The sequence below is a fragment of the Neisseria dumasiana genome (assembly GCF_022870885.1).
Lineage (GTDB): Bacteria > Pseudomonadota > Gammaproteobacteria > Burkholderiales > Neisseriaceae > Neisseria > Neisseria dumasiana.
In genome coordinates this window covers 2,630,811-2,657,043 of the sequence record NZ_CP091509.1, presented here as the reverse complement: position 1 = coordinate 2,657,043, position 26,233 = coordinate 2,630,811, and the positions used below count along the sequence as shown (strand labels likewise).

General features: G+C 49.0%; 23 protein-coding genes and 1 tRNA gene. 16 read left to right on the top strand and 8 right to left on the bottom strand.

Annotated elements, in window-relative coordinates; all coding sequences use genetic code 11:
- Positions 1–70: 70 nt before the first annotated feature.
- Positions 71–652 (top strand): molybdopterin adenylyltransferase, encoded by a 582-nt coding sequence (gene mog, locus LVJ88_RS12400; RefSeq protein ID WP_085418358.1) that lies wholly within the window; start codon positions 71–73, stop codon positions 650–652.
- 86 nt (positions 653–738) lie between these two features.
- Here the strand turns inward: mog and LVJ88_RS12395 are convergent, their stop codons facing one another.
- A complete protein-coding gene (locus LVJ88_RS12395; protein ID WP_054600340.1) occupies positions 739–1,398 on the bottom strand; it encodes a YdcF family protein in 660 nt (219 codons plus the stop codon).
- A 49-nt stretch (positions 1,399–1,447) separates the two neighbouring features.
- Positions 1,448–1,804 carry an arsenate reductase (glutaredoxin) gene (gene arsC / locus LVJ88_RS12390; RefSeq protein ID WP_054600339.1) on the bottom strand — a complete coding sequence of 119 codons (357 nt, stop codon included), beginning with the start codon at positions 1,802–1,804 and terminating at the stop codon, positions 1,448–1,450.
- A gap of 122 nt (positions 1,805–1,926) precedes the next feature.
- Here arsC and LVJ88_RS12385 point away from each other — a divergent pair, with 122 nt between their 5' ends.
- From LVJ88_RS12385 to efeB, 4 genes are all read left to right on the top strand, one after another.
- Entirely contained in the window at positions 1,927–2,409 is a 483-nt protein-coding gene (locus LVJ88_RS12385; protein WP_085418349.1) for a TlpA disulfide reductase family protein, read from the top strand.
- A 189-nt stretch (positions 2,410–2,598) separates the two neighbouring features.
- Complete coding sequence (gene efeU / locus LVJ88_RS12380; protein WP_085418350.1) at positions 2,599–3,435, top strand: iron uptake transporter permease EfeU; 837 nt, start codon at positions 2,599–2,601, stop codon at positions 3,433–3,435.
- Between the two features lie 14 nt (positions 3,436–3,449).
- Positions 3,450–4,619, top strand: coding sequence for an iron uptake system protein EfeO (efeO, locus tag LVJ88_RS12375; protein ID WP_085364338.1), 1,170 nt, complete (start codon positions 3,450–3,452; stop codon positions 4,617–4,619).
- 72 nt (positions 4,620–4,691) lie between these two features.
- Positions 4,692–5,969 carry an iron uptake transporter deferrochelatase/peroxidase subunit gene (gene efeB / locus LVJ88_RS12370; RefSeq protein WP_085418351.1) on the top strand — a complete coding sequence of 426 codons (1,278 nt, stop codon included), beginning with the start codon at positions 4,692–4,694 and terminating at the stop codon, positions 5,967–5,969.
- A gap of 500 nt (positions 5,970–6,469) precedes the next feature.
- Here efeB and gnd read toward each other — a convergent pair whose 3' ends face one another.
- Together gnd and LVJ88_RS12360 are read right to left on the bottom strand one after the other, a co-directional pair.
- Complete coding sequence (gene gnd, locus LVJ88_RS12365; protein WP_054600334.1) at positions 6,470–7,918, bottom strand: decarboxylating NADP(+)-dependent phosphogluconate dehydrogenase; 1,449 nt, start codon at positions 7,916–7,918, stop codon at positions 6,470–6,472.
- Positions 7,919–8,145: 227 nt separating this feature from the next.
- Positions 8,146–8,283 carry a hypothetical protein gene (locus tag LVJ88_RS12360; RefSeq protein WP_158087938.1) on the bottom strand — a complete coding sequence of 46 codons (138 nt, stop codon included), beginning with the start codon at positions 8,281–8,283 and terminating at the stop codon, positions 8,146–8,148.
- A 33-nt stretch (positions 8,284–8,316) separates the two neighbouring features.
- Between LVJ88_RS12360 and ggt the strand changes: the two genes are divergently transcribed.
- The 3 genes from ggt to fghA all read left to right on the top strand — a co-directional run bounded on the left by ggt (position 8,317) and on the right by fghA (position 11,913).
- Positions 8,317–10,083: a gamma-glutamyltransferase gene (gene ggt / locus LVJ88_RS12355; RefSeq protein ID WP_085418352.1), complete on the top strand. Its 1,767-nt coding sequence runs from the start codon at positions 8,317–8,319 to the stop codon at positions 10,081–10,083.
- A 173-nt stretch (positions 10,084–10,256) separates the two neighbouring features.
- Positions 10,257–10,985, top strand: a complete 729-nt coding sequence (locus tag LVJ88_RS12350; protein ID WP_054600332.1) for an LOG family protein — start codon at positions 10,257–10,259, stop codon at positions 10,983–10,985.
- 88 nt (positions 10,986–11,073) lie between these two features.
- Positions 11,074–11,913, top strand: a complete 840-nt coding sequence (gene fghA, locus LVJ88_RS12345; protein WP_085418353.1) for an S-formylglutathione hydrolase — start codon at positions 11,074–11,076, stop codon at positions 11,911–11,913.
- 72 nt (positions 11,914–11,985) lie between these two features.
- Here fghA and ubiD read toward each other — a convergent pair whose 3' ends face one another.
- Positions 11,986–13,464 (bottom strand): 4-hydroxy-3-polyprenylbenzoate decarboxylase, encoded by a 1,479-nt coding sequence (ubiD, locus tag LVJ88_RS12340; RefSeq protein WP_085418354.1) that lies wholly within the window; start codon positions 13,462–13,464, stop codon positions 11,986–11,988.
- A 303-nt stretch (positions 13,465–13,767) separates the two neighbouring features.
- On the opposite strand from ubiD, the gene LVJ88_RS12335 reads away from it, so the two are divergent.
- The 7 genes from LVJ88_RS12335 to murA all read left to right on the top strand — a co-directional run bounded on the left by LVJ88_RS12335 (position 13,768) and on the right by murA (position 22,897).
- Positions 13,768–13,843 (top strand) — tRNA-Ile (locus tag LVJ88_RS12335).
- A gap of 233 nt (positions 13,844–14,076) precedes the next feature.
- Positions 14,077–16,548, top strand: coding sequence for a type VI secretion system Vgr family protein (locus tag LVJ88_RS12330; protein WP_244694172.1), 2,472 nt, complete (start codon positions 14,077–14,079; stop codon positions 16,546–16,548).
- Positions 16,549–16,784: 236 nt separating this feature from the next.
- Positions 16,785–18,227, top strand: a complete 1,443-nt coding sequence (locus LVJ88_RS12325; RefSeq protein WP_085419025.1) for a T6SS phospholipase effector Tle1-like catalytic domain-containing protein — start codon at positions 16,785–16,787, stop codon at positions 18,225–18,227.
- 5 nt (positions 18,228–18,232) lie between these two features.
- Positions 18,233–19,492, top strand: coding sequence for a DUF2931 family protein (locus tag LVJ88_RS12320; RefSeq protein WP_233127670.1), 1,260 nt, complete (start codon positions 18,233–18,235; stop codon positions 19,490–19,492).
- 720 nt (positions 19,493–20,212) lie between these two features.
- A complete protein-coding gene (locus LVJ88_RS12315) occupies positions 20,213–20,518 on the top strand; it encodes a hypothetical protein (protein WP_244694171.1) in 306 nt (101 codons plus the stop codon).
- A 31-nt stretch (positions 20,519–20,549) separates the two neighbouring features.
- Complete coding sequence (locus LVJ88_RS12310; protein ID WP_085417784.1) at positions 20,550–21,203, top strand: IS1595 family transposase; 654 nt, start codon at positions 20,550–20,552, stop codon at positions 21,201–21,203.
- Positions 21,204–21,646: 443 nt separating this feature from the next.
- A complete protein-coding gene (gene murA / locus LVJ88_RS12305; protein WP_085418340.1) occupies positions 21,647–22,897 on the top strand; it encodes a UDP-N-acetylglucosamine 1-carboxyvinyltransferase in 1,251 nt (416 codons plus the stop codon).
- Between the two features lie 102 nt (positions 22,898–22,999).
- Here the strand turns inward: murA and LVJ88_RS12300 are convergent, their stop codons facing one another.
- Together LVJ88_RS12300 and LVJ88_RS12295 are read right to left on the bottom strand one after the other, a co-directional pair.
- Positions 23,000–23,326 carry an FKBP-type peptidyl-prolyl cis-trans isomerase gene (locus tag LVJ88_RS12300; RefSeq protein ID WP_085355609.1) on the bottom strand — a complete coding sequence of 109 codons (327 nt, stop codon included), beginning with the start codon at positions 23,324–23,326 and terminating at the stop codon, positions 23,000–23,002.
- Positions 23,327–23,533: 207 nt separating this feature from the next.
- A complete protein-coding gene (locus LVJ88_RS12295) occupies positions 23,534–23,782 on the bottom strand; it encodes a DUF2061 domain-containing protein (RefSeq protein ID WP_085418339.1) in 249 nt (82 codons plus the stop codon).
- Positions 23,783–24,035: 253 nt separating this feature from the next.
- On the opposite strand from LVJ88_RS12295, the gene LVJ88_RS12290 reads away from it, so the two are divergent.
- Positions 24,036–24,986 carry a D-2-hydroxyacid dehydrogenase gene (locus tag LVJ88_RS12290; RefSeq protein WP_085418338.1) on the top strand — a complete coding sequence of 317 codons (951 nt, stop codon included), beginning with the start codon at positions 24,036–24,038 and terminating at the stop codon, positions 24,984–24,986.
- Between the two features lie 92 nt (positions 24,987–25,078).
- On the opposite strand, the gene LVJ88_RS12285 is transcribed toward LVJ88_RS12290, so the two are convergent.
- Positions 25,079–26,059, bottom strand: a complete 981-nt coding sequence (locus LVJ88_RS12285; protein WP_085418337.1) for a glycosyltransferase — start codon at positions 26,057–26,059, stop codon at positions 25,079–25,081.
- Positions 26,060–26,233 lie beyond the last annotated feature (174 nt).

Sequence of the window (26,233 nt, the reverse complement as noted above, 5' to 3'; positions counted from 1 at the left end):
CGAGCCTTATCCGATGGTTGTACAGCCGCGAGGCCGTCTGAACAGCCGTTTGAACAAGAAAGAGCTTAAGATGAACCGTACCCTCGATACCGTAACAATCGGCCTGCTTTCCGCCAGCGACCGTGCCAGCAGCGGCATCTACCCCGACGAAGGTATCCCCGCCCTGAAAACATGGTTGCAGGCGGCCGTTAGCAATCCGATTCATTTTGCCGAAGCTCTGGTTCCCGACGAGCAAGATGCCATTGAAGCCGCGCTGTGCCGAATGGCCGATACCGACGGTTGCGATATTATCTTCACCACCGGCGGCACCGGCCCCTCGCCGCGCGACATCACGCCCGAAGCCACATTGGCCGTAATCGACAAAGAAATGCCGGGATTCGGCGAACAGATGCGCCAAATCAGCCTTTATTATGTGCCGACGGCCATTTTGTCGCGCCAAACCGCCGGTATCCGCGGCAAATGCCTGATTGTTAACCTGCCCGGCCGCCCCAAGTCCATCGCCGAAACCCTCGGCGGCGTGCGTGACGGCGAAGGAAACATTAAAGTACACGGCTTATTTAGTGCCATACCTTATTGCGTCGAACTCATCGGCGGAGCATTTATCGAAACCGACGAAGCCGTGTGCAAGGCTTTTCGGCCGAAACAGAAATAAACTCGGCATCGTTTTACCCATGCAAAAGGCCGTCTGAACGCTTATGGTTTCAGACGGCCTTTTCTATATAACGGCGCTATCGGCGTTTAACGCAGGCCGAAAAAACGCAAAATGCTGTTGCCCCAGTGTTCGGCGTAATAGAGAAACAAGGCGTAGCTTTCTTGAAAAAGGAACTTGGCTTTTTTTTGCGAAGCGGTGTAGCGGCTGGTGGGGGTGGCAGACACTGCGGCGTTTAATTCGAGGTCTTTGGCGATGGCGGCGGCACGCGCGGTATGGTAGGGGTCGCTCACGATAATGATGGTGCGGATGCCGTTGTCGCGCAGCAAGGGGGCGATGTTGTACAGATTGTCGTATGTGTTGCGCGAGGTGTTTTCAAACAAAATATCGCGTGCGGGCACGCCTTGTTTGATGGCGTAGCGGCGCCCTACTTCGGCTTCGGTCATGAAGCCTTTTTTGGGTGTGCCGCCGGTAAAAACAAGTTTTTCTACGCGTTTGCTTTGGTAGAGCGTTATGGCATGGTTGATGCGTTCTTGAAACACCGGCGAGGGGCGTTTGTCCCACGCTGCGGCACCGAGTACCACGGCGGCGTCGGCACGCACGCCTGCGGGCAAGGTTTGGTTGCCCGTGTGGTAAACCGACCAAATGCAGCAGGCAAACGAAAACAGCACCAGCAGCAGGCTTAAAATAATGCCGTTTAACAGGTGGTAGCGTAAGCCGTTGCGGCTGCGGAAAATCGGTATGCTCATAAAGGTTATCGGGTTTGATTCTGATGCCTGCAACGGCAATCGGGCGGATTTACAGCAAGGCTTCGATGTTTTCGAGCGGGCGGCCTACCGCGGCTCTGTTGCCGACAACGGCGATGGGGCGTTCAAGCAGCGCAGGATGATCGGCAATGGCCTGAAGCAGTTCGTCGTGGCTTAAATCAGGATGGTTTAAATTCAATTCTTGGTAGAGGGCATCTTTCACGCGCATCATGCTGCGCGGCGATTCTGCACCTAATTGGTTGAAAATGTTTTTTAATTCTTCAAAAGTGGGCGGCGTATCGAGATAATTGACCACTTTGGTTTTCAGACCGCGCACTTGCAAAAGGGCGAGCGCGGCACGCGATTTGCTGCAACGGTTGTTATGGTAGAGTGTAACGGCTTCCTGCATGGCGGTTCCTCACATTTTCAATGATTTTTCCGATTGTAAACCAAGCTTTACAATTTGTCTTGTGCCTTGGGCCGTCTGAAAAGCATAAAATGGCGGCAGTTTGATGTTATTGAGGTATCGCAATGAAAAAGGTATATGCGTTTATGTTGGCCGTTGCCGCCGCAGCTAGCAGCCATGCGGTTGCTGCGGATGTGCAGAGCTGGAACGGTTCGACACCGCAAAGCACGGCTGCGTTGAAAGCGCCGGTACGGATCATCAATTTATGGGCCACTTGGTGCGGCCCGTGCCGCAAAGAAATGCCTGAAATGTCGGCTTGGTATAAAAAGCAGAAAAAAGGCAGCGTCGATATGGTGGGCATTGCTTTGGACAGCAGCGAAAATATCGGCAAATTTCTCAAGCAGACGCCGGTGAGTTATCCGATTTGGCGTTATGCCGGCAAAGACAGCCGGGGGTTTATGAAAGGCTTCGGCAATACGGTGGGGGCGCTGCCCTTTACGGTGGTAGAGGCACCGAAATGCGGCTACAAACAGGCGGTGTTGGGTGAGGTAACGGCTGAAAAGTTGGACGAGGTTTTGAAATCGGCCCAAGCCAAATGCGGGCGTTAACGTTTGCCCGCAGGGCTGTTTGTGAATTAAGTTGATTGGCTTTATATAGAACCGGGGCCGTCTGAAATATCATTCAGACGGCCTATTGTTTTTTTGATTATTACTCAATAAATTAAAAATAAAAATTATTTGCATTAATTTTAAAACAAGCTTATAAATGGCTATCCAATTGATCGAAAGCATTTTTCTATGTTGATTGCTTTCCTGATTATGCTTCGCGAAGGCATCGAAGCCGCTTTGATTGTGGGTATCGTTGCCGGATTTCTGCATCAGTCGGGCAACGGTCATTTAATGCCGAAAGTGTGGCTGGGTGTGCTGTTAGCCGCGTTGATGTGCCTGACTCTCGGATACGGCATTCACACCGCCACCGGCGAAATTCCGCAAAAGCAGCAGGAATTGGTGGTCGGCATCATCGGGCTGGTAGCCGTTGCCATGCTGACTTACATGATTTTATGGATGCAGAAAGCGGCGCGCTCCATGAAGCAGCAGCTGCACGATTCGGTTCAGACGGCCTTAAACCGCGGCAACGGCCAAGGCTGGGCATTAGTGGGCATGGCTTTTTTGGCGGTAGCCCGCGAAGGCTTGGAAAGTGTGTTTTTCCTGCTCGCCGTATTCCAGCAAAGCCCGAGCTGGCACATGCCGGCGGGCGCGGTGCTGGGTTTGACGGCGGCGGTTGTAGTCGGTGCGTTGATTTATCAGGGCGGCATACGGCTGAATTTGGCAAAATTTTTCCGCTGGACGGGCGTTTTTTTGATTTTTGTGGCCGCCGGCCTGCTCGCCGGTTCGTTGCGTGCACTGCATGAAGCGGGCGTATGGAACCGGCTGCAAACCATCGTTTTCGACATTTCCCACATCCTGCACGAAGACAGCCCGCTGGGCGTATTGCTCGGCGGCTTTTTCGGCTATACCGACCACCCCACGCAGGGCGAAGTTTTGGTGTGGCTGCTCTACCTGATTCCCGTGATGTATTGGTTCTTACGCGGCAGCTCACCGGCTGCATCTGTTGGAAAATCCCCAGTAAATTGAGAAAGAGGTAAAACATGAAGAAACTGAATATCACCGCTTTATCCGTGCTGCTGGCACTCGGCCTTACCGCCTGCCAACCGCCCGAAGCCGAAAAAACCGCCGCGCCCGCATCCGGCGCACCGGCCGAAGCCAAAGCGCAAGATGGCAGCTTCAATATGGCGGTTAACGATGAAAAATGCGAACCGATGGAACTCACCGTGCCTAGCGGCGAAGTAGTGTTCAACATCAAAAACAACAGCAGCCGCAAGCTCGAATGGGAAATCTTAAAAGGCGTGATGGTGGTGGACGAACGTGAAAACATCGCCCCCGGCCTTGCCGACAAAATGACCGTTACCCTGCTGCCCGGCGAATACGAAATGACTTGCGGCCTGCTCAACAACCCACGCGGCAAGCTCACCGTAACCGACAGCGGCTTCAAACAGGCGGGCGGCGAAGCGGATATGGCCAAACTCGCCCAACCGCTGGCCGACTACAAAACCTACGTTCAGCAGGAAGCCGACCAATTGGTGAGCAAAACCGCCGCTTTCGTTGCCGCCGTGAAAGCGGGCGAAACCGACAAAGCCAAAGCCATGTTTGCCGACACCCGCACCCACTACGAACGCATCGAACCGATTGCCGAGCTGTTTAACGAACTCGACCCCGCCATCGACGCGCGTGAAGACGACTTCAAAGCCGGCCCCAAAGACCCGGCCTTCAGCGGCTTCCACCGCATCGAACACGCCTTGTGGATCGAAAAAACCACCAAAGGCGTTGAAGCCGTGGCCGACAAGCTCGAACAAGACGTGAAAAAACTCAAGCAGGAAATCGACGTGCTGACCTTCCCGCCCAACAAAGTAGTCGGCGGCGCGGCCGTGTTGATTGAAGAAGTAGCCAACAGCAAAATCAGCGGCGAAGAAGACCGTTACAGCCACACCGATTTGAGCGACTTCAATGCCAACATGGAAGGCGCACAAAAAATCGTTGATTTATTCCGCCCGCTGATCGCCGAAAAAAACAAGGCGCTGCTGGATAACGTTGATGCCAACTTCAAAGCCGTGAACGACATTTTGGCGAAATACAAAACCGCCGACGGCTTTGAAACCTACGACAAACTCAGCGAAGCCGACCGCAAAACCCTGCAAGCACCCATCAACACCCTAGCCGAAGAATTGGCCAAACTGCGCGGCACACTCGGCCTGAACTGATTTTTCTTTCATCAACCCTTTTCAGACGGCCCGACACATCAGGCCGTCTGAAAACATCGTCTTCAAAATATCATGAGCAACCACCACCGCAACCCCACCCAACCCGAAAAACGCACCTTGCTCAAAGCCGCCGTTGCCGCAGCCGCTACCGGTGCGGTCGCAGCCGCAGGCGGTTTCACATGGGGCGAGAAAAAAGGCCGCAGCGAAGAGAAAGCCGCACTCATACAGCATTCCACGGAAAGCTACGACTGCTACGGCAAGCACCAAGCAGGCATCACCACCCCGCACCAACAGTTCGGCATTATGGCTGCTTTCGACGTGCTCGCCAAAACCCCGAAAGACTTGGAAAAACTGTTCCGTATCATCACCAGCCGCATCGAATTTCTCACCCAAGGAGGCGAACTGCAAGACGGCGATGCCAAACTGCCGCCTTCCGGCAGCGGCATACTCGGCAAAACCATCCGCCCCGACGGGCTAACCATCACCCTGAGCGTCGGAGCCAGCCTGTTTGACCAACGCTTCGGGCTGGCCGCCAAAAAACCCAAACGCCTGCAGGAAATGAAAGACTTCTTCAACGACAAGCTGCAAGCCGACTGGTGCGACGGCGACATCAGCCTGCAAATCTGCGCGTTCACCCCCGAAACCTGCCAAAACGCCCTGCGCGACATCATCAAAAACACCGCGCAATACGCCATCATTCGCTGGAGCATAGACGGCTTCCTGCCCAAATCCGAACCCGGTTCCGCCCCGCGCAACCTGCTGGGCTTTCACGACGGCACCGCCAACCCCGACGTAAGCAACCCGCAAACCGCCGATCAGGTGTTATGGACGGGCATCGCCGCCAACAGCTTGGACGAACCCGCATGGGCGAAAAACGGCAGCTACCAAGCCGTGCGCATCATCCGCCACTTCGTCGAATTTTGGGACAGAACGCCGCTGCAAGAGCAGGAAACCATTTTCGGGCGCGAAAAATACAGCGGTGCGCCGCTGGGTATGAAATACGAAAACGACGTTCCCGATTACGGCAAAGACCCCGAAGGCAAAGTGATTCCCAAAGACAGCCACATGCGCGTCGCCAACCCGCGCGACCCCGAATTTATGAAGAAACACCAACTGTTCAGACGGCCTTACAACTATTCGCGCGGCCTCTCCAAAGCCGGCCAGCTCGATGTCGGCTTGGTGTTTATCTGCTATCAGGCCAATCTGGAAGACGGCTTTATCTTCGTGCAAAAACTGCTCGATACCGAACCGCTGGAAGAATACATCAGCCCCTTCGGCGGCGGCTATTTCTTCACGCTGCCGGGCGTGGAAAAAGGCGGCTTCTTCGGCCAAAGCCTGCTTACCGCGTGATGGTGATTGGTAGCATTAAACCGTATATCCTACCGTTGAAACGAATGAGGCCGTCTGAAAAGCATAAACCTTTTCAGACGGCCTCAGCATATATGGTTGATCAAAATTCATATTCGGGCTTAATCCGAATATGGTGAGTTTCAATATGGTGTTCAAATGTTCGGAAAAGCAGCTTAAAAGATCCGAAACCATTACAACTTAATAATTAAATAATAAAAAGACGATGATATTGATGGATGCTCTTTGTTGTGGATAAGTTTGTTTTTAATTTGAAATTCATCAACTTGTATGAGCAGAAAGCTTTGGGAAAACTTTCCTTCAAACTTAGGCATAATTGTGGATAAATAAATACCGTATCGGCTTTGTGTGGAAAGTTTTGCGCTTATACACAGTATTCAGACGGCTTTATCAATGAAACACAGCAGTCAAACCGCAAAAATAAAGGCCGTCTGAAAAAGTTGTTTTCAGACGGCCTCATTATTTTACTCACTAACAGCAAATTAAATATCGTAAGTGGTCGATGCCGTATCGCCGCCTTTGCCCGTCCAGTTGGTGTGGAAAAACTCGCCGCGCGGTTTGTCGGTACGCTCGTAGGTGTGCGCACCGAAATAGTCGCGTTGGGCTTGCAGTAGGTTGGCAGGCAGGCGTTCGGTGGTGTAGCCGTCTAAGAAAGTGATTGCGGATGCCATGCAGGGCATGGGAATGCCGCACTCAACGGCTTTGGCCACCACTTTGCGCCATGCCGGCAGGCAGTTTTCGAGAATGTCTTTGAAATAGGGATCTGCTCCCAAGAAAACCAAATCGGGGTTGGCTTCGTAAGCATCGCGGATATTACCTAAAAACGCGCTGCGGATGATGCAGCCTTCGCGCCACAGCAAAGCGGTTTGGCCGTAGTTCAATGCCCAATCGTTTACTTCGCTGGCTTCGCGAATCAACATAAAGCCTTGTGCGTAAGAAATAATTTTTGAAGCGAGCAAAGCTTCGCGCAAGGCTTCCACCCATTCGGTTTTATCGCCTGCCACCGGCTTGATGGTTTTATTGAACAGTTTTCCGGCCTGAACGCGCTGTTCTTTAAAGGCGGAAACGCAGCGGGCGAACACCGATTCGGTAATCAGGGTCAGCGGAATGCCCAAATCGAGGGCGTTGATGCCCGTCCATTTACCCGTGCCTTTTTGCCCGGCGGTATCGAGGATTTTTTCCACCAGCGGTTCGCCGTTTTCGTCTTTGAAACCCAAAATATCGGCGGTAATTTCAATCAGGTAAGAATCCAATTCGGTGCGGTTCCAAATGCTGAAGATTTCGTGCATTTGTTGATAATTCAAGCCCAAACCGTCTTTCATAAACTGATAGGCTTCGCAGATAAGCTGCATATCGCCGTACTCGATGCCGTTGTGCACCATTTTTACGAAGTGTCCGGCACCGTCGCGGCCTACCCAATCGCAGCAAGGTTCGCCTTGCGGGGTTTTGGCGGCAATGGCCTGTAAAATCGGTTTCACATGCGGCCAAGCTTCTTCGTTGCCGCCGGGCATAATCGAAGGGCCGTTACGCGCACCTTCTTCACCGCCCGATACGCCTGCACCGACAAAGCGGATGCCTTTTTCGGCCAGCTCGCGGGTACGGCGGGTGGAATCGGGAAAATTGGCATTGCCGCCGTCGATAATGATGTCGCCTTTGTCCAATAAGGGAACAAGTTGGCCGATAAAGTCGTCTACTACTGCACCGGCTCTTACCATAAGCATGATTTTTCTGGGCTTTTCAAGCTTATTGACCAAATCTTGCAGTGAAGTGGCACCGATAATGTTGGTGCCTTTGGCTGCGCCGTTGAGAAAATCGTCTATTTTGGAAACAGTACGGTTAAAGGCCACAACTTTAAAGCCTTTGTCGTTCATGTTCAGAATCAGGTTTTGACCCATTACGGCCAAACCGATAACGCCGATATCGCCTTTCATCGGAGAATCCTTTTGTTTGTGAAGTTCGTACGGTTTAACTTTAACCGATTAGGCGCAGTTAAACAATGTTTCGCTTGCAGGGCTGAAGCGGCCAAAACCAATACAACTAATAATATAAATAATAAAAAGATGGTGATATTGATTAGCGAACACGGCTGTGGATAAACTGATTTTAAATTGTTATTTCATCGATTTATCGTTTCCAAAAGATTCGGGAAAACTTTCCTTCAAGCGTGGGCACAATTGTGGATAAATAAATTCGCACGCGGTTTGGTGTGGAAAGTTTCAGGGTTATACACAGTTTTCAGACGGCCTGAGAGTTTTGCCGTATTGAGGCCGTCTGAAAATCGGGTAATAGTGCACATATTTAAAAATAAGCTACGGATGGGAGTAAAGTAATGAAATTAAAAAACTTATGCAGTTTGTTGGCTGTTTTGGGCTTTAGTGCTTATGCGCAGGCTGCACCGCTTGATGCGTCTGCGGCATCATCGGCACCCGTTGCCGAACACCACGCGCCGGAACAGGGAACGGGGCTGACCGAGCAGAAACTGGTGCAGGCGAAAGAATTTATGGCGGCATCGGCCAACCCTTTGGCCACCGAAGCCGGATACGACATTCTGAAACGCGGCGGCAGTGCCATCGACGCCATGATTGCTATGCAAACCACCTTGAGCTTAACCGAACCGCAGTCTTCCGGTTTGGGCGGCGGTGCGTTTTTGGTGTATTGGGACAACACCGAAAAAAAACTGACCACGTTTGATGCGCGGGAAACCGCTCCCGAAGCCGTTACCGACAAGCTTTTTTTAGATGAAAACGGCGAGCCGCTGAAATTTATGCAGGCCGTGGTCGGCGGCCGTTCGGTAGGTGTGCCGGGCGTGCCCAAGCTTTTGGAAGATGTGCATAAACGCTACGGCAAACTGCCGTGGAAAACTCTGTTCGACAAACCCGTTGAGCTGGCGGAACAAGGCTTTGCCGTGTCGCCGCGCATGGCTAAATCCATCGCGCAAAACTTGGAACAGCTGCAACGCCATCCCGCCACCGCCGCATATTTTTTACCCGAAGGCAAACCGCTTGAAGCCGGCACGGTGTTGAAAAACCCCGAATTTGCCAAAACCGTGAAACTTCTGGCCAAGCACGGCAGCGAGCCTTTTTACAGCGGCATGCCCGCCATCAATATCGTGAAAACCGTTGCCGCCGCCGATAACCCCGGCAGCATCACTCTGGATGATTTGAAAAGCTACCGCGTGATCGAGCGCACGCCGGTTTGCGCCCCATACCGCGAATACGAGATCTGCGGCATGGGTGCACCCAGCTCCGGCGGCATCGCTTTGGGGCAGATTTTCGGCATTCTGCAACATTTCAATATGCGCACTTTAGGCGCGGAAAACATTTTGAGCTGGCGTTTGCTTGGAGATGCTTCGCGCTTGGCGTTTGCCGACCGTGATTATTATGTGGCCGACCCGCAATTTGCCGATGTTCCCGTTGATGCGATGCTCCATCCCGCTTACCTGAAACTGCGTGCCGGCTCGATTGCCGAGCGATACGGCGCTTTACCATCGGTCAGCCCCGGCGGATTTGCCCGCACACAGGGCAAAGGCGAAGGCATGGAATTGCCCTCTACCAGCCATTTGGTGATTGTGGATAAAGACGGCAATGTGGTTTCCATGACCACCTCCATCGAAAATGCTTTCGGCTCCACTTTGATGGCCAACGGTTATCTGTTGAATAACGAGTTGACTGATTTTGCTTTCAAACCTGTTGATGCGGAAGGCAAAGCCGTAGCCAACAGTGCGGCAGGCGGCAAACGCCCGCGCTCTTCTATGGCGCCGACCATCGTATTGAAAAACGGCCAACCTTACCTTGCAGTCGGTTCGCCCGGCGGCAGCCGCATCATCGGTTATGTGGCCAAAACCCTAACCGCCCATCTCGATTGGGGCATGGATATCCAGCAAGCTATCGATTTGCCGAATATGCTCAACCGAACCGGCACCTACGAGTTGGAACAAAACACACCGGCTGCCGACAAAGCCCCTGTTTTGGAAAGATTGGGCTATAAAGTTCAGGTGCGCGATTTAAATTCGGGCGTACAGGGCATTGTGATCCATGCCGAAGGCTTGCAGGGCGGAGCCGATCCGCGCCGCGAAGGAAAAGTGATGGGCAATTGATGAAACGGAAAATATAAAACCTTTGCAAAATCCGCATTTGCTTGGCTTGTGCGGATTTTGCTTTAAAGGCAACGGTTGCACCGAAGTGCGGGCTTCGTATTTTTCAGACGGCCTGAGCCTTTGCAGCCATATTCGGTTAAAATAGCCTTTTTTTAATCGACATCAAAGCCCTTATGAACCTTTACCACAAATTGCCTGCCCCCATTCTTCCCGAAGAAACCCGCCGCGAAATTCAGGCGCGGGAATCGTATCATTTGTTGAAAATCATTTCCGAATTTGTCGAGTCAGGCGAAGAATTGCGTGCCATCCAGCCTGCCGTGAGCATTTACGGCAGCGCACGCACACCGGTTGATCACCCCGATTACCTGTTTACCGAACGCTTGTCGCGCAAATTGTCGGACGCCGGATTTTCAGTTATTTCGGGCGGCGGGCCGGGCATTATGGAAGCGGCCAACAAAGGCGCGTTTGCGGGCAAAAGCCCTGCCGTGGGTTTGAATATTGTGTTGCCGCACGAGCAAACGGCCAACCCCTATCAAAACCTTTCGATTAAATTCCAGCATTTTTTCCCGCGTAAAGTCATGTTTGTCAAACACGCCGTGGCTTATGTGGTGATGCCCGGCGGCTTCGGTACGCTCGACGAATTGTTTGAAAGCCTGACTTTGGTGCAGACCGGCAAAACGCCGAGCCGCCCGATTATTCTGGTAGGCAAATCTTTCTGGCAGGGCATGATGGATTGGATTCGCGAACAATTGCTCGGCAACGGTATGATTTCACCCGAAGATATGGATTTAATCTGCTTGATAGACGATGAAGACGAAATCATCGAAGCTATCTTCGCCCACTATGAAAACCGCCCCGACGGCTTGCTTGATCCGCAAAGCACTTGGGAACTGGGTTTGTAATCCCGCTTGCCGGCATTGCATTGAGGCCGTCTGAAACATTCAGACGGCCTCAATGCCCGTAATATAGGCTTTGAATAAGGCTTTGATGATGAACGCACCGATTTTAATTTCCGCCCATAAAATGTTTAACGGCCGCCATGAGCGTTATACCCACCGATCCCGCTCCACCGGTACGGATATGGCGTTTTCCGTTTACCTGCCGCCGCAGGCTTTGCAGGGCTACCGCGTGCCCGTGCTGTATTGGCTGTCGGGTCTAACCTGCACCGATGAAAACTTTTCGGTTAAATCGGGGGCGCAGCGTTTTGCCGCACATTGGGGCATGGCTTTGGTGGTTCCCGATACTTCCCCCCGCGGCGAAGGTGTGCCGCAAGGCAATGGCGAAATCGGTTTGGGAGCAGGGTTTTATGTGAATGCCGTTCAAGAACCGTGGGCGCAGCATTACCAAATGTATGATTATGTGGCGCACGAATTGCCCGAACTTATCGAAGCGCATTTTCCCGTGAATAATCAGCGCAGCATTGTCGGGCACAGTATGGGCGGGCACGGTGCGTTACACATTGCTTTGAACAACCCTAACCGCTATGCGGCCGTGTCGGCACTTGCCCCGATTGTGAATCCGAGCGAAACGCCTTTGGGCAGGCAGGCTTTTACCGCTTATTTGGGTGCAAACGAAAGCCTTTGGGCGCAGTACGACAGCACAAAATTGGTCGGGAAGGTTGGGCATAAGCTGCCGGTGTTGATAGATCAGGGGGATGCCGATCCGTTTTATCCGCAAGAATTGCAGCCCGAAAAATTTGTATCTGCCGCCCGCGCCAACGGTTTCAATGTGCAGTTTAACCTGCGCAAAGGCTACGATCACGGCTATTATTTTGTTGCCAGCTTTATAGACGTGCACATTGAATTTCATGCCGATGCGTTTGGTTTGTAGAATCGCATCGGCATGAAATTCATTGTGCAACGCATGTTATCAACAAGTATTTATTTGACTTGAAACGCCTGATCACAAACCCAGTTCGTTCCAAATCGCATCCACTTTCGCCACCGTAGCTTTATCGCGTTCAATCACGCGCCCCCATTCGCGGTCGGTTTCGCCCGGCCATTTGTTGGTGGCATCCAAGCCCATTTTGCCGCCCAAGCCTGAAACGGGGCTGGCAAAGTCGAGATAATCGATCGGCGTGTTTTCCACCAATACCGTATCGCGCACGGGATCCATGCGGGTGGTAATCGCCCAAATCACTTCTTTCCAGTCTCGGCAGTCCACATCGTCGTCCACCACCACAATGAATTTGGTGTACATAAACTGGCGCAGAAAACTCCAGCAGCCCATCATCACGCGTTTGGCGTGGCCCGCGTATTGCTTTTTGATGCTGACCACGGCCATACGGTACGAACAGCCTTCGGGCGGCAGGTAGAAATCGACGATTTCGGGAAACTGCTTTTGCAACAGCGGCACGAACACTTCGTTTAAGGCCACGCCCAGCACGGCAGGTTCGTCGGGCGGTTTGCCGGTATAAGTGCTGTGGTAAATCGGATTTTCGCGCATGGTAATGCGTTCCACCGTAAACACCGGAAACCAATCCTGTTCGTTGTAATAGCCGGTGTGGTCGCCGTAAGGCCCTTCCAGCGCGGTTTCATCGGGGTGGATAACGCCTTCGAGCACGATTTCGGCACGCGCAGGCACTTGCAAATCATTGCCGATACATTTCACCAATTCGGTACGCGAACCACGCAGCAAACCGGCAAACTGATATTCGCTCAAGGTATCCGGCACCGGCGTTACCGCCCCCAAAATGGTGGCCGGATCACAGCCCAACACCACCGCCACCGGATACGGCACGCCGGGGTGGGCTTTTTTATGCGCCTGAAAATCCAACGCGCCGCCGCGGTGTGCCAGCCAGCGCATAATCAGCTTGTTTTTGCCGATAAGCTGCTGGCGGTAAATGCCTAAATTCTGGCGTTTTTTATGCGGGCCTCGGGTAACGGTAAGCCCCCATGTTACCAACGGTGCAACGTCTTCCGGCCAACAATGCTGAATCGGCAGTTTGTTTAAATCGACATCGTCGCCTTCAATCACGATTTCTTGGCACGGCGCTTTTTTCACCACATTCGGCGCCATGCTCCAAATGTCTTTCAGCAGCGGCAGTTTGGAAAACGCGTCTTTAATGCCTTTGGGCGGCTCCGGTTCTTTCAGATAAGCCAGCGTTTTGCCGATTTCGCGCAATTGCGACACATCCGCCGCACCCATGCCCATCGCCACCCGCTCGGGCGTGCCGAACAGATTGGCCAGCACGGGAAAATCGTAACGCGAACCGTCTTTCCGCACCGGATTTTCAAACAATAACGCCGGCCCGCCGGAGCGCAATACGCGGTCGGCGATTTCGGTCATTTCCAAATGGGGAGAAACCGGCAAACCGATACGCTTGAGTTTGTTTTCCCGCTCAAGCTTTTGAATAAAATCACGCAGATCGTTGTATTTCATTAAGATTACTTTCGAGGCCGTCTGAAAACGGTTTGGGAGGCCGCTGCGGTTCGATAAACCGTTACATGCTTTCCCAAGCCTGCCATTGCACCGGCTCGTGGCGCAGGCAGCAGTTTTAAACAAATTTAAGGTTTGTTCATTATAACAAACACACCGGATGCCACAGCATTCAGTATCGGCATGCGCTATGTCTGCGCGCCGTGCTACCCGCCTTGAACCGTATACGCATCCGGAGATTTTGCAAAGGCCCGGCCTTGTTCAAGCAGCAAATTGTGCTACAATAGCACCCTTTCCTTTCTAACCGGGTCTGTAGCTCAGGGGTTAGAGCAGGGGACTCATAATCCCTTGGTCGTGGGTTCGAACCCCACCGGACCCACCAAAATCAATCTACAACATATAAATACAAATCAATAACGTATGTTGTTTCCAAGCAGTATGTAGGGTTTTAACAGACTCACATTTTACAAGTTTTAAATTTATCTTTTTTTGTGCAAAGGCCGTCTGAAACTTTCAGACGGCCTTTTATCATATGCAAATGGAAAATAAATATCCGTTCTGCTATATTTCTAAAGCATAATTTCCCTTTGTACACACCGCTTTGGAACGCCCGCGATGACCCAAACCCAATCCTACCACCTCACCTTCTCCCGTTTCAGCCCCTCCCTCTCCGTCGTCTCCTTCACCGCCACCGAAGCATTGAATACAGCCTACCGTCTCGACATCGAACTCACTTCCGCCGATGCCGATTTGCCGCTGTCGTCGTACATCAACCAGGCGGCTAAGTTTACGGTGACGCCGGTAAGCTCTGATGTGTTGGGATTGATCGAAGGGATGTTGGCTCCCGAGCCGTTGAAGGAATGGAGCGGCATCATCACTTCCTGCGAGAAGTTGTCGGTATCGGCCGACGAAACCCGTTACCGCATGGTATTGGAACCCCGCATCGCCGCATTGAAGCATCACCGCACTTCGCGTCTGTTTCAAAACCAAAACGTGCCCGACATTATTTCGTCGCTGCTGAAACACCACGGCTTCTCCGGCGTTGATTTCCGTTTCAATACCTCACGCGAATACGGTGTGCGCGAGTATGTGACCCAGTATCAGGAAAGCGACTTCGCCTTTCTCAACCGGCTGTGCGAAGAAGAAGGCATCTGGTACGCCTTCGAGCAGAATGCCCAATATGGCGATGTGGCGGTATTCGGTGACGATACCGCCCATTATTTTCGCGGTAATACCTTTCCCTATCCCTACCGCCCCCACGGCGGATTGGAGAGCGTCGGAGCCGAAGCGGTGTTCGCCTTACAGGTAAAACACAACCCCATCCTCGAATCCATCCGCGTCGGCGACTACAACTACCGCGATGCCGATACCGATTTGTCGTCCCAAGTAACAGCTAAAGATAAGGAAAGCGACAGCAGCGTCTTACTCGGCAGCGACAGCCATTGGGGTTTGCATCAAAAGACACCCGCAGAAGCCCAACTTCAGACGGCCTTACTGCAACAGCTCGACTACAGCCGCCGTATTGTTGCCTCCGGCAGCGGCAACATTACCGCCCTCAGCCCCGGCCTGGTGTTTCAGACGGCCCCGAGCTTCAGCGAAGCGCCCAACGGCTGGTTGGCGGTGTCACTCACCCACAGCGGCAGCCGCGACCAAGCATACAGCCATACTTTCACCGCCATCCCCGCCGACAGCATCTTCCGCCCCGAACGCATCACCCCGCTGCCTAAGATACAGGGCAGCCTACCCGCCAGAGTCACCAGCCCCGGCAACTACACATACGCCTATATCGACAACATGGGGCGCTACCGCGTCAAACTGCCGTTCGACCTCGACGAATGGAGCCCGGGCGGAGAAAGCCGTCCCATCCGCCTGGCCAAACCCTATGCCGGCCCCGACTACGGCCAACACTTCCCGCTGCACGAAGGCACCGAAGTGATGCTGTCGTTCGTACAGGGCAATCCCGACAGACCCTACATCAGTGGCGTGATGCACGACAGCTCCCACCCCGACCACGTACCTGCCGATTGGAACACCCGCAACGTCATCCGCACTTGGGCGAACAACAAACTGCGGATGGAAGACAAACAGGGGCAGGAGCATATCAAACTGGCGACCGAATACGGCAAAACCCAACTCAACCTCGGCCATATCGTCGACAGCCAGAGACAAAAACGCGGCGACAACGGCGAAGGCTTCGAGCTGCGTACCGACAGTTGGGGTGCACTAAGGGCGGGCAAAGGCTTGTTCATCAGTGCCGACGCCCAAAATCAGGCTTCGGGACAGGTGTTGGATATGGATGTAGCTTACGCCATATTAGAAGAAATGATGGGGCTTGCACAAGGCTTGAATAAAGCTGCTCAGTCAGCTAAAAGTGAGCTAGCTGAAACAAAAGCCCAGATAGAGCAATTAGAAAACAGCTTAAAAGAACTCAAGCAAGCGGGTATTATTCAGTCTGCTCCGAATGGGATTGCATCAGTAACAAAACAAAGCCAACTCCATACAGCCAATAAACATATTCACCATATCAGTGGCCGGGACACTAATATTAGTGCTGGTAAAAACTTTACTGTTCACGCTGCTGAAAGTGTCAATCTTTTTGCTCAAAATAGTGGTGCCAGATTCCAAGCTAATCGAGGTAAGGTTGCTATACAGGCTCAAAACGATGAACTTCAGTTGAATGCTTTGAAAGATGCTGTAGTAACTAGTAGTGAAGAAAAAGTAATTATTGCAGCTAAAAAAGAAATCCTGCTTACTAGTGGGGGGGGGTATATAAAGATTAAAGATGGTAATGTAGAAATAGGCTGTCCTAATTTAATACGATTTAGAGCACCATTTAACGTTACTGGAAACCACTCAATGGATTACCCAACAGAAATGCCCAACCCAGGTAATGATGAAATGTTTGTGCTTGTTGATGAATTAGGTAAGCCTATTCCAAATTTTGCTTATAAAATTACCACGGCAAGTGGTGAAATTTATAGAGGATTTACCAATAGTAGGGGTGAAGCCATCCGGGTTTATACTGGAAGTAATATTGAAGATATGCTTTTCGAAGCAGATACAAACGAAGATCATGTTGATAAGTAGATAGGCCGAAAGGGTAAGTCATGTCGTGGTTGATGGTTGGAGCAATGTGGGATTCATTTGGTAAATATGTTGCCTTTTTAATAATTAACAGCTATTTGATTGTTAAAATGAACGATAAAATTTATTTCAAATGGAGTGTTGCAGTTTTTTTAATTTTTAATGGCATAATAATCTACCGTCTGCTGAATGAGATTATCCCAAAATACCAATATTGGATAGGTTAGAAAGGAGTAAACATGGGATTTGAAACAAAGGGAAAATCCCCTCAACAGAGACAAACTGTTCAGGGTCATGCCAGCAGTAACGGGCGGAATCTTTCGCAAGTCCAAGTCCAGGGCAGCACTCTTACGGTTAATGTGTTTTTTGATGGCACTAAAAATAACCTCTATAACATTGAAGATCGTAGAAAAAACACTACTAAATATGCGAACAAAGATAAGGATGATTACGAGAGTTATTTTAATGATTATTCTAATGTTGCTCACTTGTTTAACAGTAGAGCTCGAAGGATTCCTCGAACTAGTTGGGTCTATATTGAAGGCATAGGCACGGGGGCAAACGACATTAATGAGGAGGATCGTAAAAGAATACAGGCCGCGGCTCAGTCACAACAGGCGAGTAAAGAGCAGAAGAGAAAGCTCTACACTGATTCAACCAAAGGCTTTGCTATGGGGAGTGGAAGCACGGGTATTAAGCAAAGAGTTGAGCAATCATTTGAAAAGATTCAAACACAGGTTCGTGGTGATCATGGAACCATTATTCCTGCTATTATTAGGCTCAATGTGTTTGGTTTCAGCCGGGGAGCTGCTGCTGCTCGCTATTTCATCCATTTGGTTAAAAGCCAGCCTCAGCGTTTTAAAGGCTGGAATCTGAAGAGTGCCAATATTACTGTGGGCTTTGTCGGGTTGTTTGATACAGTATCGTCTTATCATCCTGGTATGATGATTCCTGAATATAAAGTGATTGAGCGCGAGCGAGATTTATTTGAAGATGTTAGCGAACTACATCTGAATTTTTCCCGTGGTTATGCTGATAAAGTGTTTCACATTACGGCGCTTGATGAATACCGCAAATATTTTTCGCTTACTACTATTAGAAGTGCGGTTAAGCAGGGCTTCGGCTTTGAAGTTGCGCTCAACGGTGCTCATGCTGATATTGGAGGTAGCTATCCAAATAACAGTAAGGAATCTTTCATGGCTTCTGGAGATGCTGCAAGCCTTTTGAAAAGATGGTTTGTTAAACAGGGGTTTTATACAGATGAGCAGACGTCTTATAAAGCACAGGTCTCGATTAAAGACGAACATGGGAAAAATTTCTATACTCCCGCTACCTTGTATGTATCCCGCAGCAGCGTATCCAATCATTACCACAAAGTTCCCTTTAAAGCTATGAGATTGATGGCGGAAAAATACGCTGTCAATGTACAGTTCGATAAAGATAAAGCTGAAAAGATTGAACAAAGTCCTCACAAGGAAATTCAGAGTTTATTAAATACTATGCCGGCAAAAATTATGCGTGCTGCTGCTAATGGTTGGGGGCAATCAATTAATATGGCGTTGCCAGAGAGTTATGCTAAAGCATTTCGTAATAGATTTATCCATTGGTCAGCTAAAAACGAAACAGGCTATGAATTGCGGCTCAAAGATGGTCTACCCTATCGCAAAACACATCAGGGTTAGCATTTATGAAGTTTAGAGGCGCATTAAAAAATTGGCTGTTAAGCAGTGTGGCGATAATTTATTTATTAATAGGCATTATGTATTGGGGTGTTGATGAGGTAAGAAAAATGAATGGATTCTCATGGGGAGTAAGAATGGCTGATGCAACGTTTGTCTATCAGCCAGATAAGAGTTTAGGTCTGGATGCAGATGCTATTTATGCGACTTCGAAATACAGCACAGATTTTTATCGAAACGATGGCACGATTGTACGTAGTATAGATGGTGGCGGTGGAGCTTGGGGGCGTGGTGATATACCGATGGGAGGTAATCCCCGCTTTGGGTTACTGCCACAGCGATTGGGGCTTACATATTATAGCCGGTTTGAAAATAAGTTTTATCAGTTGGATGAGCCGCTGCCAACGGAACAGATTAAGGAACTGATGACTAAGGAATTTTTTCATCTTACTATACCCGGTGAAACAACTGCTGATCGGGCTGTTTATGACACTCTCGAAATAGCTATTGCTCCTGACGGTTGGGTAACGCTGAATGCTTTTACTGCTAGTGCCCGTAAAGAGTTGGTTTCTTGGCAGGCTGAACAGGTATTTCCTACAATTGAAGAGGCTAAACAGAGTGGTAACAGCCATTGGGAAAGCAGTTTGCGATACGATTTGGATCCGAAAAACCGAAAAGAATACCTCAATCGTACCATGAGTGATTTCTCTAATTTTTACTATACCTATATGGTTGGTCACAAAAAGATTTCCGCTGAATGGTATAAGCAGATGCAGGTTAAATACCCTTGGTATTTAGATATCGAAGTTGATGGTGGCGAATGGAACGGAGAGTATTATGTAGAGTTTGCTAATACAGAAAAAGGACCGGTAATTGGCAAAGATGCGGTGGTAGAGGCTAAAAACACACTTAAAGCTATACCTACCGCCATTTGGTTTTGGGTCATTGAAAAAGAAACTGGTAAACGTTGGTCGATAAAGCTAAACATGATTGATATACCTGCATGGCAAGATGGTCAATATCTGAACACATACGATGATAAAAGTCTCAATAAACTCTACCGCATATTCCAAACCCAGTTTCCTGGTCGTACTCGAACGAATAATGAGCAGGTACCTGCGTCACATGACTTTGGTGTACTAAAATTGAAATTTAACGGCAGATTGAAGTTGACTGATGCTTATTTAGAAAAAGGAGAGCAAAAAATACATCTTCCGGAGGCAAAGCTTCATCAGGCTTTTGAAACCGGACAAACAGTATATGATTAAATGATAAAAATACAATAATCGCTTACGACATAATTTTAAAAGTTGTACGGTAAAAACATAAAGGCCGTCTGAAATGCTGGTGTTTCAGACGGCCTTATCTGTTACTAAAACGCTGAACAATCGGCTGAAAAGTTACTTATTGATATGCTTTCGTTATAAAATGGTGGATATAGCCTTCTTCATCAACTACATCTGCCAATGCTTTGAAATAAAGAAATTCGGCGAAATGAAAAAATAATTTAATGTTTTATTTATGTTCAATCATTTTAATGAGCTTGATTTTAGCGATATTAAGTTTATTTATAAACGATTCGGGCGGATTATACATACATTCATATTTGGAAAATAGTGATTTGTACAAAATATCAGACCTGCAAGGATCAGGAGAGAGTGATCATGTTTTAATCATAATAGCATCTGTATTTTTACTTGTAGCTAATTCTATTTCATCCATATTTTTCCTTGTAAACAGAAAATTAAGTATTTTATTCATGCTCTTCAGCATGATTATTTCTTTTTGCATCCTGATGTTTATGGAAACGGCAAGTTTCATTGATATCGCTTTCTCAACCGTATATAAAGGAAATAATCTTGCGTTTTCATTATGGTTGATATTATATATTTCTCTGTTTCTAATGTTGCTATTCCCTTTTAAAAGTAAAAATTTTATATTTTGTAAACTGAAAATAAATGATTTTGAGAAGAGTGCAGGAATTGATAATGAATGATTATCAAGAGTCTCATCAATTTAGGATTGAATATAGTCATACTGATGAATCTTTTAATATGTATTTTACAGATAAGAATCAATATATCTTATTGAATAAAAATGAATATAGTGAAATAGAAAAAGAGTTTTATCTTAATGAAATAGGATATTTATTAATTGTAAGAGATTTCATGCTTTGTCCTTTTGAAGCAGGATATTATGTTTTATTATTCAATTTTTCTGGCAAGTTAATAGACCAAACATCATTTGTTAGACCATATTATTCTATGGCAGATATGGATTCTTTAAGGGGCTGACGTAGATTAGCAGTCATGATAGGCTGCCAAAATGAAGATAACCCACTGTAAGTTAAAGAAGAGTCTGCAAAGAAAACTGCTTGAATATTTTGTATTGGAAGTAACCGCACGTTCTGCTGCCGATATCTTGGGTATTCAGCCCAATACGGCTATTCTCTTCTACCGTAAAATCCGTCTTGTTATCAGCCATCATTTGGCTTTGGAAGCAGATCAGGTTTTTGAGGGCACTATAGAATTGGATGAGAGCTATTTCGGCGGTAAGCGTAAAGGAAAGCGCGGTAGGGGAGCAGCAGGTAAAGTGGTGGTTTTCGGTATCCTTAAACGTGGAGGTAAGGTTTATACGGTTGTAGTGAATAATGCCCGAAAGGAAAGTTTATTTCCTGTTATTACAAGGAAAATTACACCTGATAGCGTAGTTTATACGGACTGCCTGAGCAGTTACGACGTGTTGGATGTCAGCGGTTTTCACCATCACAGGATTAATCACAGCAAAAAGTTTGCCGACCGACACAACCATATCAACGGCATTGAGAATTTTTGGAATCAGGCGAAACGTGTCTTGCGCAAATACAACGGAATTGACCGAAAATCTTTTCCTCTGTTCTTGAAAGAATGTGAGTTTCGTTTTAACTTCGGGACACCAAAGCAGCAGTTAAAAACTTTGCGGCTTTGGTGTGGTGTTTAGGGCTAATCTACTTCAGCCCCTTCTTTAAAGTGGAAAAATAAGAAAAGTTTAATCATTACGCTTTTAGATAATCAAAAATTATATATAAGATTAATTTCTTTTTTTGGATATCGGAAGTTAATTGGGCTATCACTTTAGGTCGTGTTTAATAGTCAATCGATGCCTATTGATTTTCGTTTAGGCTCCACTCTTAGGAATGTAAGGTTATTGCCGTGACATGACAAATTACTTTGCCTAAATAGTAAGAGAGAGCCAGCAATCTTTTTCTTTATCCAAGCGTATTTTTACCAAAAACCTGCCTGTCAAATGTTACCGAGCCGTATTTGAATCAGCCGGAATACTTTATAATTGCACGTTTATTTTTAATTGATTTGAAACACTGACCGCATCGGCCTTGGTTTGCAAATTGCATGTGCCGGTGTTGAATTACCGAAAGAACCACTGTGGATAAACTCAAAATCTCCGCCAACGGCCCGTTAAACGGCGAAATCACCGTATCCGGCGCCAAAAACGCCGCCCTGCCGCTGATGTGCGCAGGCTTGCTCACCGCAGGCACTTTGCGCCTGAAAAACGTACCCATGCTGCGCGATGTGAAAACTACCCAAAAACTGTTGCAAGGCATGGGTGCGCGGGTGTTGACTGATAACGTGCATGAATTTGAAATCAACGGGGGCACGGTAAACAATACGGTTGCTCCTTATGAATTGGTGAAAACCATGCGTGCTTCGATTTTGGTGCTCGGCCCTACGTTGGCGCGTTTCGGCGAGGCTCAGGTGAGCTTGCCGGGCGGGTGTGCCATCGGTTCGCGGCCTGTGGACCAGCATTTGAAGGGTTTGGAAGCGATGGGGGCCGAAATTACCATTGAACACGGTTATGTGAAAGCCAAAGGCCGTCTGAAAGGTGCGCGGGTGGTGATGGATGTGGTAACGGTCGGCGGCACGGAAAACCTGTTGATGGCTGCTACTTTGGCTGAAGGCACAACGGTTTTGGAAAATTGCGCCATTGAGCCTGAAGTGGTGGATTTGGCCGAATGTTTGGTCAAAATGGGTGCGAAAATCAGCGGCATCGGTACTTCTGTGATGACGGTTGAGGGCGTGAAAGAGCTGCACGGCTGCGAGCACAGCGTGGTTCCCGACCGTATTGAAGCGGGTACGTTTTTGTGTGCGGTTGCGATGACGGGCGGTAAAGTGGTGCTGCGTAATGCTGCGCCGAAAACCATGGAAGTGATACTCGACAAGCTGGTTGAAGCGGGTGCGGTTATCGAGGCGGGCGACGATTGGATTTCTATCGATATGCAGCAGCGTCCGAAGGCTGTGGATATCCGCACGGTTGTACACCCGGGTTTTCCGACCGACATGCAGGCGCAGTTTATGGCGATGAATGCGATTGCCGAAGGCACGGGCAAGGTGGTGGAAACGATTTTTGAAAACCGTTTTATGCATGTGCCGGAGTTGAACCGTATGGGTGCGAATATTTCTGCGGAAGGCAATACGGCGATTGTGAAAGGTGTTGAAAGGCTTTCGGGCGCAACGGTGATGGCTACCGACTTGCGTGCTTCTGCCAGCTTGGTTATCGCGGGTTTGGTTGCCGACGGTGAAACGGTTGTGGAGCGTATTTATCATCTTGACCGCGGTTACGAGCACATTGAAACCAAACTCGGTCAAGTGGGTGCGAAAATCGAGCGTATTTCTTAATGCTTATTGGATAAGCATCCGGTTTTTATGATTGGATTAAAAGCTTCAGGCCGTCTGAAAAATGTTTTTCAGACGGCCTGTTGTTATTTTCTGCCTGCCGGCTTATTCATACACTTTCAATAATTCCACTTCAAAAACAAGTGTGGCATGGGGAGGAATCACACCGCCCGCTCCGTGGGCACCGTAGCCCATTTCGGGCGGGATGGTGAGTTTGCGTTTGCCGCCTTCTTTCATGCCGCCGAATCCTTCGTCCCAGCCTTGAATCACTTGACCCACACCGAGGGTAATGGTTAAGGGCTGGCGGCGGTCGAGGCTGGAATCGAATTTGGTGCCGTCTTCCAGCCACCCTGTGTAGTGTACGGTAATTTCTTTGCCTTTTACGGCTTCTTTGCCGTGGCCGGTTTGGATATCTTCAATAATCAGGCTCATGTTTTTCTTTCATCTTTGATTTAGGTTATAGACCTTTGCAAAACGCCCATCTGCGGTGCAGTTGAAGGCGTGGCAGCACAACGCTGAAATACGCCTCGGATAATGGTGCGAAGGTCTCGGTTGGGAGTGGCAAGAATAACATAGCACCAACTTGCGGGAAAACCTTTGCTTCGCGTCGGGCGGTGTGAAGGTTGGAATGTGCTTTTCTTAAGTGGATTGGCTGTATGTGTCTGCGCCTACGCACTGGTGAAGCGGAAAGGGGCTGCTTTGGGAACGGATGTTTTTCTTACGCTCGTAACGACACCATGCTTTTTCGTGAAAATAAAACACGAAAGTATTGGCAATCGGTTCGATGAGGGCAACCGCACCGGAAATGCCGATGCTGCCCGTGAGTATATAGGTTACGCTGAAGGCTACGCCGAAGTGTAGAATGGCGAAGGTAATGGTTTTCAACATGGGTATGTCCTTAGGGTCTGTTCAAAGTTTCCGTCTGTTGCCTGCGGTTTTGTTTTGAAAAACTGTTGGGCAGGAATATTGGGAACAGACGCTTAAAAATTCGGTTATACGGTTCGAGGCCGTCTGAAAAAATTTTAATCTGTACAATGCGAAGTATCTTAAATAATGAACCGGCAGATGATGAATTTGATTCTGACAATGTTTATTTAGCTATTTTTTATTAATTATCATTTACTAATAGCAAAGAGTAATTATGTTGACATGGAAAATTGTGGTTCTGGATCGGGGAACCTTGGTAGAACGGCCTTTTGCGTTTGATTTTAGCCACGAAATTCAAGAATATGCCTATACCGAAAACGAAGATGTGGCCGCCCGTATCGAAGGCGCCGATATTGTGATTACCAATAAAACTGTTATTGATTCGCAACATATCGCCGACAACCCGAATTTAAAACTGATTGCGGTATCGGCTACGGGCGTCAACAACATCGACGTTGCGGCGGCCAAAGCAGCGGGCGTAGCGGTGTGCAATATCCGCAATTACGGCAATGATTCGGTTGCCGAACATGCTTTTATGCTGATGATTGCATTGATGCGCAATCTGCCCGCCTATCAGCGGGATTTATCGGCAGGCATTTGGGAGCGGTCGCCTTTTTTCTGCCATTTCGGTGCGCCCATGCGGGATTTGAACGGTAAAACGCTGGCCATATTCGGCAAGGGCGGTATCGGCGTCAAGCTGGCCGGTTACGCACGGGCTTTCGGTATGAACGTGGTGTTCGGCGAACATAAACATGCCCGCAGCGTGCGCGAGGGTTATTTGCCGTTTTACGAGGCTCTGGGTTGTGCCGATGCGGTGTCGCTGCATTGCCCGCTAACCGACGAAACCGCCGGTATGATAGGCGAAGCGGAGCTGCAACACATGAAACCGGGTGCGTTGCTGATCAACTGCGCGCGCGGCGGTTTGGTAGATGAAGCGGCTTTGGTGGCCGCGTTGAAATACGGTCAGCTCGGCGGTGCGGGGGTGGATGTATTAACCGAAGAGCCGCCGCGCCACGGCAACCCCTTGCTAAAAGCACGCCTGCCGCATTTGATTGTAACGCCGCACATGGCTTGGGGCAGCTTGGAAGCGCGCAACCGCCTGTTTGATATGTTGACGGAAAACATCAATCGCTTTGTGGCGGGGCATCCGCAGAATCTGGTTTGACCGAAAGCGATAAATCGGAAGGTTTCGGAAAAACATAAAATTGGAGGCCGTCTGAAATATGTTTTTCAGACGGCCTTCAATATTGATACGGATTATACAAATTTTCTCAACAGGTTGAATGCACCGGTTTGCAGGGTCAGGTTCAGCAGCGGCTTGCTTCTGAATAAACCGCACAGCATTCTTACCGGCAGGCGGTTATTGAATTTGCTCGGATAATTGGCCATCTTGAAATCGTAGCCGACATTTTGCAGGCGGCTGAAAAATTCTTTTTTGCCGAGATTCAGTTTCAACATGTTCACAATATAAATAAACAAAAACGAATCGCGTATTTCTTTCAAGCGGCTGTAAACCGGCGAGTTGCTGCGGCTTTCTGCCAACTCGGTGTAGCCTTTTACGGCCGACGACACATCATCAAGAAACTTTTTATTTTGTGCGTCGCTGCGTTGCGCCCGCATAGCCGAATCGGGATTATCTACATAATCGTAAACCTGTTCGTCGCTCACCATGATTTTATCGGTTTGGAAGAGATATGCCAGCACAAACAGCCCGTCTTCGAGATATTTCATGTTTTCGTTGAAACGTAGGCCGATATTTTCGATGAGGCTGCGTCTGTAAATATAGCCCCACACATACGATACAAACGGAAAATCAACCATAAAGCGGTTAGTATCGACGGTTTGTCTGTGTCCGCTTACGGGATAACGGCAGTTGAAATGCAGAATATCGGCATCCTGCACGCACAGGCTGTTGAACAAACCGCCCAATTTAACCGCATCGACGTTATCGTCGTGATCCATAAACATCACATATCTTCCTACGGCCTGATCCAAAGCCTGATTGCGGGCGCGGCTGACTCCGCCGTTTTCGCATTCGATCAGCCGGCAACGGGCCGATATTTCGGGATGGTCATTTAAGAAGCGGTGCAGTTTTTCGGAAGTGTCGTCGGTAGAGCCGTCGTTCACAATGATAAATTCCACATCATCAATGGCTTGGTGAATGTTTTTGATGTTACTGCCCAAATTTTCAATGAACTTCCCCCCGTTATAAATCGGAATGATAAAAGATAAATTCATGATGAAAATCCTTGCAACCGGTTACGGACTGTAAATTGAAAAAACCTCCCGAAACAGCCGGATGCAGATGCGGTTTGAGAAATTGGGGGAACACATACCGCATAACACGCAACTATTTCATAGAGGCTTATTTATTCGAATGACCCTTGTACGGGAAAATAGTTCCTTGAGGTG

Excerpts from the sequence above, each read along its gene's own strand:
- mog (WP_085418358.1), top strand. The coding sequence starts at position 71 with ATGAACCGTACCCTCGATACCGTAACAATCGGCCTGCTTTCCGCCAGC.
- LVJ88_RS12395 (WP_054600340.1), bottom strand. The coding sequence starts at position 1,398 with ATGAGCATACCGATTTTCCGCAGCCGCAACGGCTTACGCTACCACCTG.
- arsC (WP_054600339.1), bottom strand. The coding sequence starts at position 1,804 with ATGCAGGAAGCCGTTACACTCTACCATAACAACCGTTGCAGCAAATCG.
- LVJ88_RS12385 (WP_085418349.1), top strand. The coding sequence starts at position 1,927 with ATGAAAAAGGTATATGCGTTTATGTTGGCCGTTGCCGCCGCAGCTAGC.
- efeU (WP_085418350.1), top strand. The coding sequence starts at position 2,599 with ATGTTGATTGCTTTCCTGATTATGCTTCGCGAAGGCATCGAAGCCGCT.
- efeO (WP_085364338.1), top strand. The coding sequence starts at position 3,450 with ATGAAGAAACTGAATATCACCGCTTTATCCGTGCTGCTGGCACTCGGC.
- efeB (WP_085418351.1), top strand. The coding sequence starts at position 4,692 with ATGAGCAACCACCACCGCAACCCCACCCAACCCGAAAAACGCACCTTG.
- gnd (WP_054600334.1), bottom strand. The coding sequence starts at position 7,918 with ATGAAAGGCGATATCGGCGTTATCGGTTTGGCCGTAATGGGTCAAAAC.
- LVJ88_RS12360 (WP_158087938.1), bottom strand. The coding sequence starts at position 8,283 with ATGTGCACTATTACCCGATTTTCAGACGGCCTCAATACGGCAAAACTC.
- ggt (WP_085418352.1), top strand. The coding sequence starts at position 8,317 with ATGAAATTAAAAAACTTATGCAGTTTGTTGGCTGTTTTGGGCTTTAGT.
- LVJ88_RS12350 (WP_054600332.1), top strand. The coding sequence starts at position 10,257 with ATGAACCTTTACCACAAATTGCCTGCCCCCATTCTTCCCGAAGAAACC.
- fghA (WP_085418353.1), top strand. The coding sequence starts at position 11,074 with ATGAACGCACCGATTTTAATTTCCGCCCATAAAATGTTTAACGGCCGC.
- ubiD (WP_085418354.1), bottom strand. The coding sequence starts at position 13,464 with ATGAAATACAACGATCTGCGTGATTTTATTCAAAAGCTTGAGCGGGAA.
- LVJ88_RS12330 (WP_244694172.1), top strand. The coding sequence starts at position 14,077 with ATGACCCAAACCCAATCCTACCACCTCACCTTCTCCCGTTTCAGCCCC.
- LVJ88_RS12325 (WP_085419025.1), top strand. The coding sequence starts at position 16,785 with ATGGGATTTGAAACAAAGGGAAAATCCCCTCAACAGAGACAAACTGTT.
- LVJ88_RS12320 (WP_233127670.1), top strand. The coding sequence starts at position 18,233 with ATGAAGTTTAGAGGCGCATTAAAAAATTGGCTGTTAAGCAGTGTGGCG.
- LVJ88_RS12315 (WP_244694171.1), top strand. The coding sequence starts at position 20,213 with ATGAATGATTATCAAGAGTCTCATCAATTTAGGATTGAATATAGTCAT.
- LVJ88_RS12310 (WP_085417784.1), top strand. The coding sequence starts at position 20,550 with ATGAAGATAACCCACTGTAAGTTAAAGAAGAGTCTGCAAAGAAAACTG.
- LVJ88_RS12300 (WP_085355609.1), bottom strand. The coding sequence starts at position 23,326 with ATGAGCCTGATTATTGAAGATATCCAAACCGGCCACGGCAAAGAAGCC.
- LVJ88_RS12295 (WP_085418339.1), bottom strand. The coding sequence starts at position 23,782 with ATGTTGAAAACCATTACCTTCGCCATTCTACACTTCGGCGTAGCCTTC.
- LVJ88_RS12290 (WP_085418338.1), top strand. The coding sequence starts at position 24,036 with ATGTTGACATGGAAAATTGTGGTTCTGGATCGGGGAACCTTGGTAGAA.
- LVJ88_RS12285 (WP_085418337.1), bottom strand. The coding sequence starts at position 26,059 with ATGAATTTATCTTTTATCATTCCGATTTATAACGGGGGGAAGTTCATT.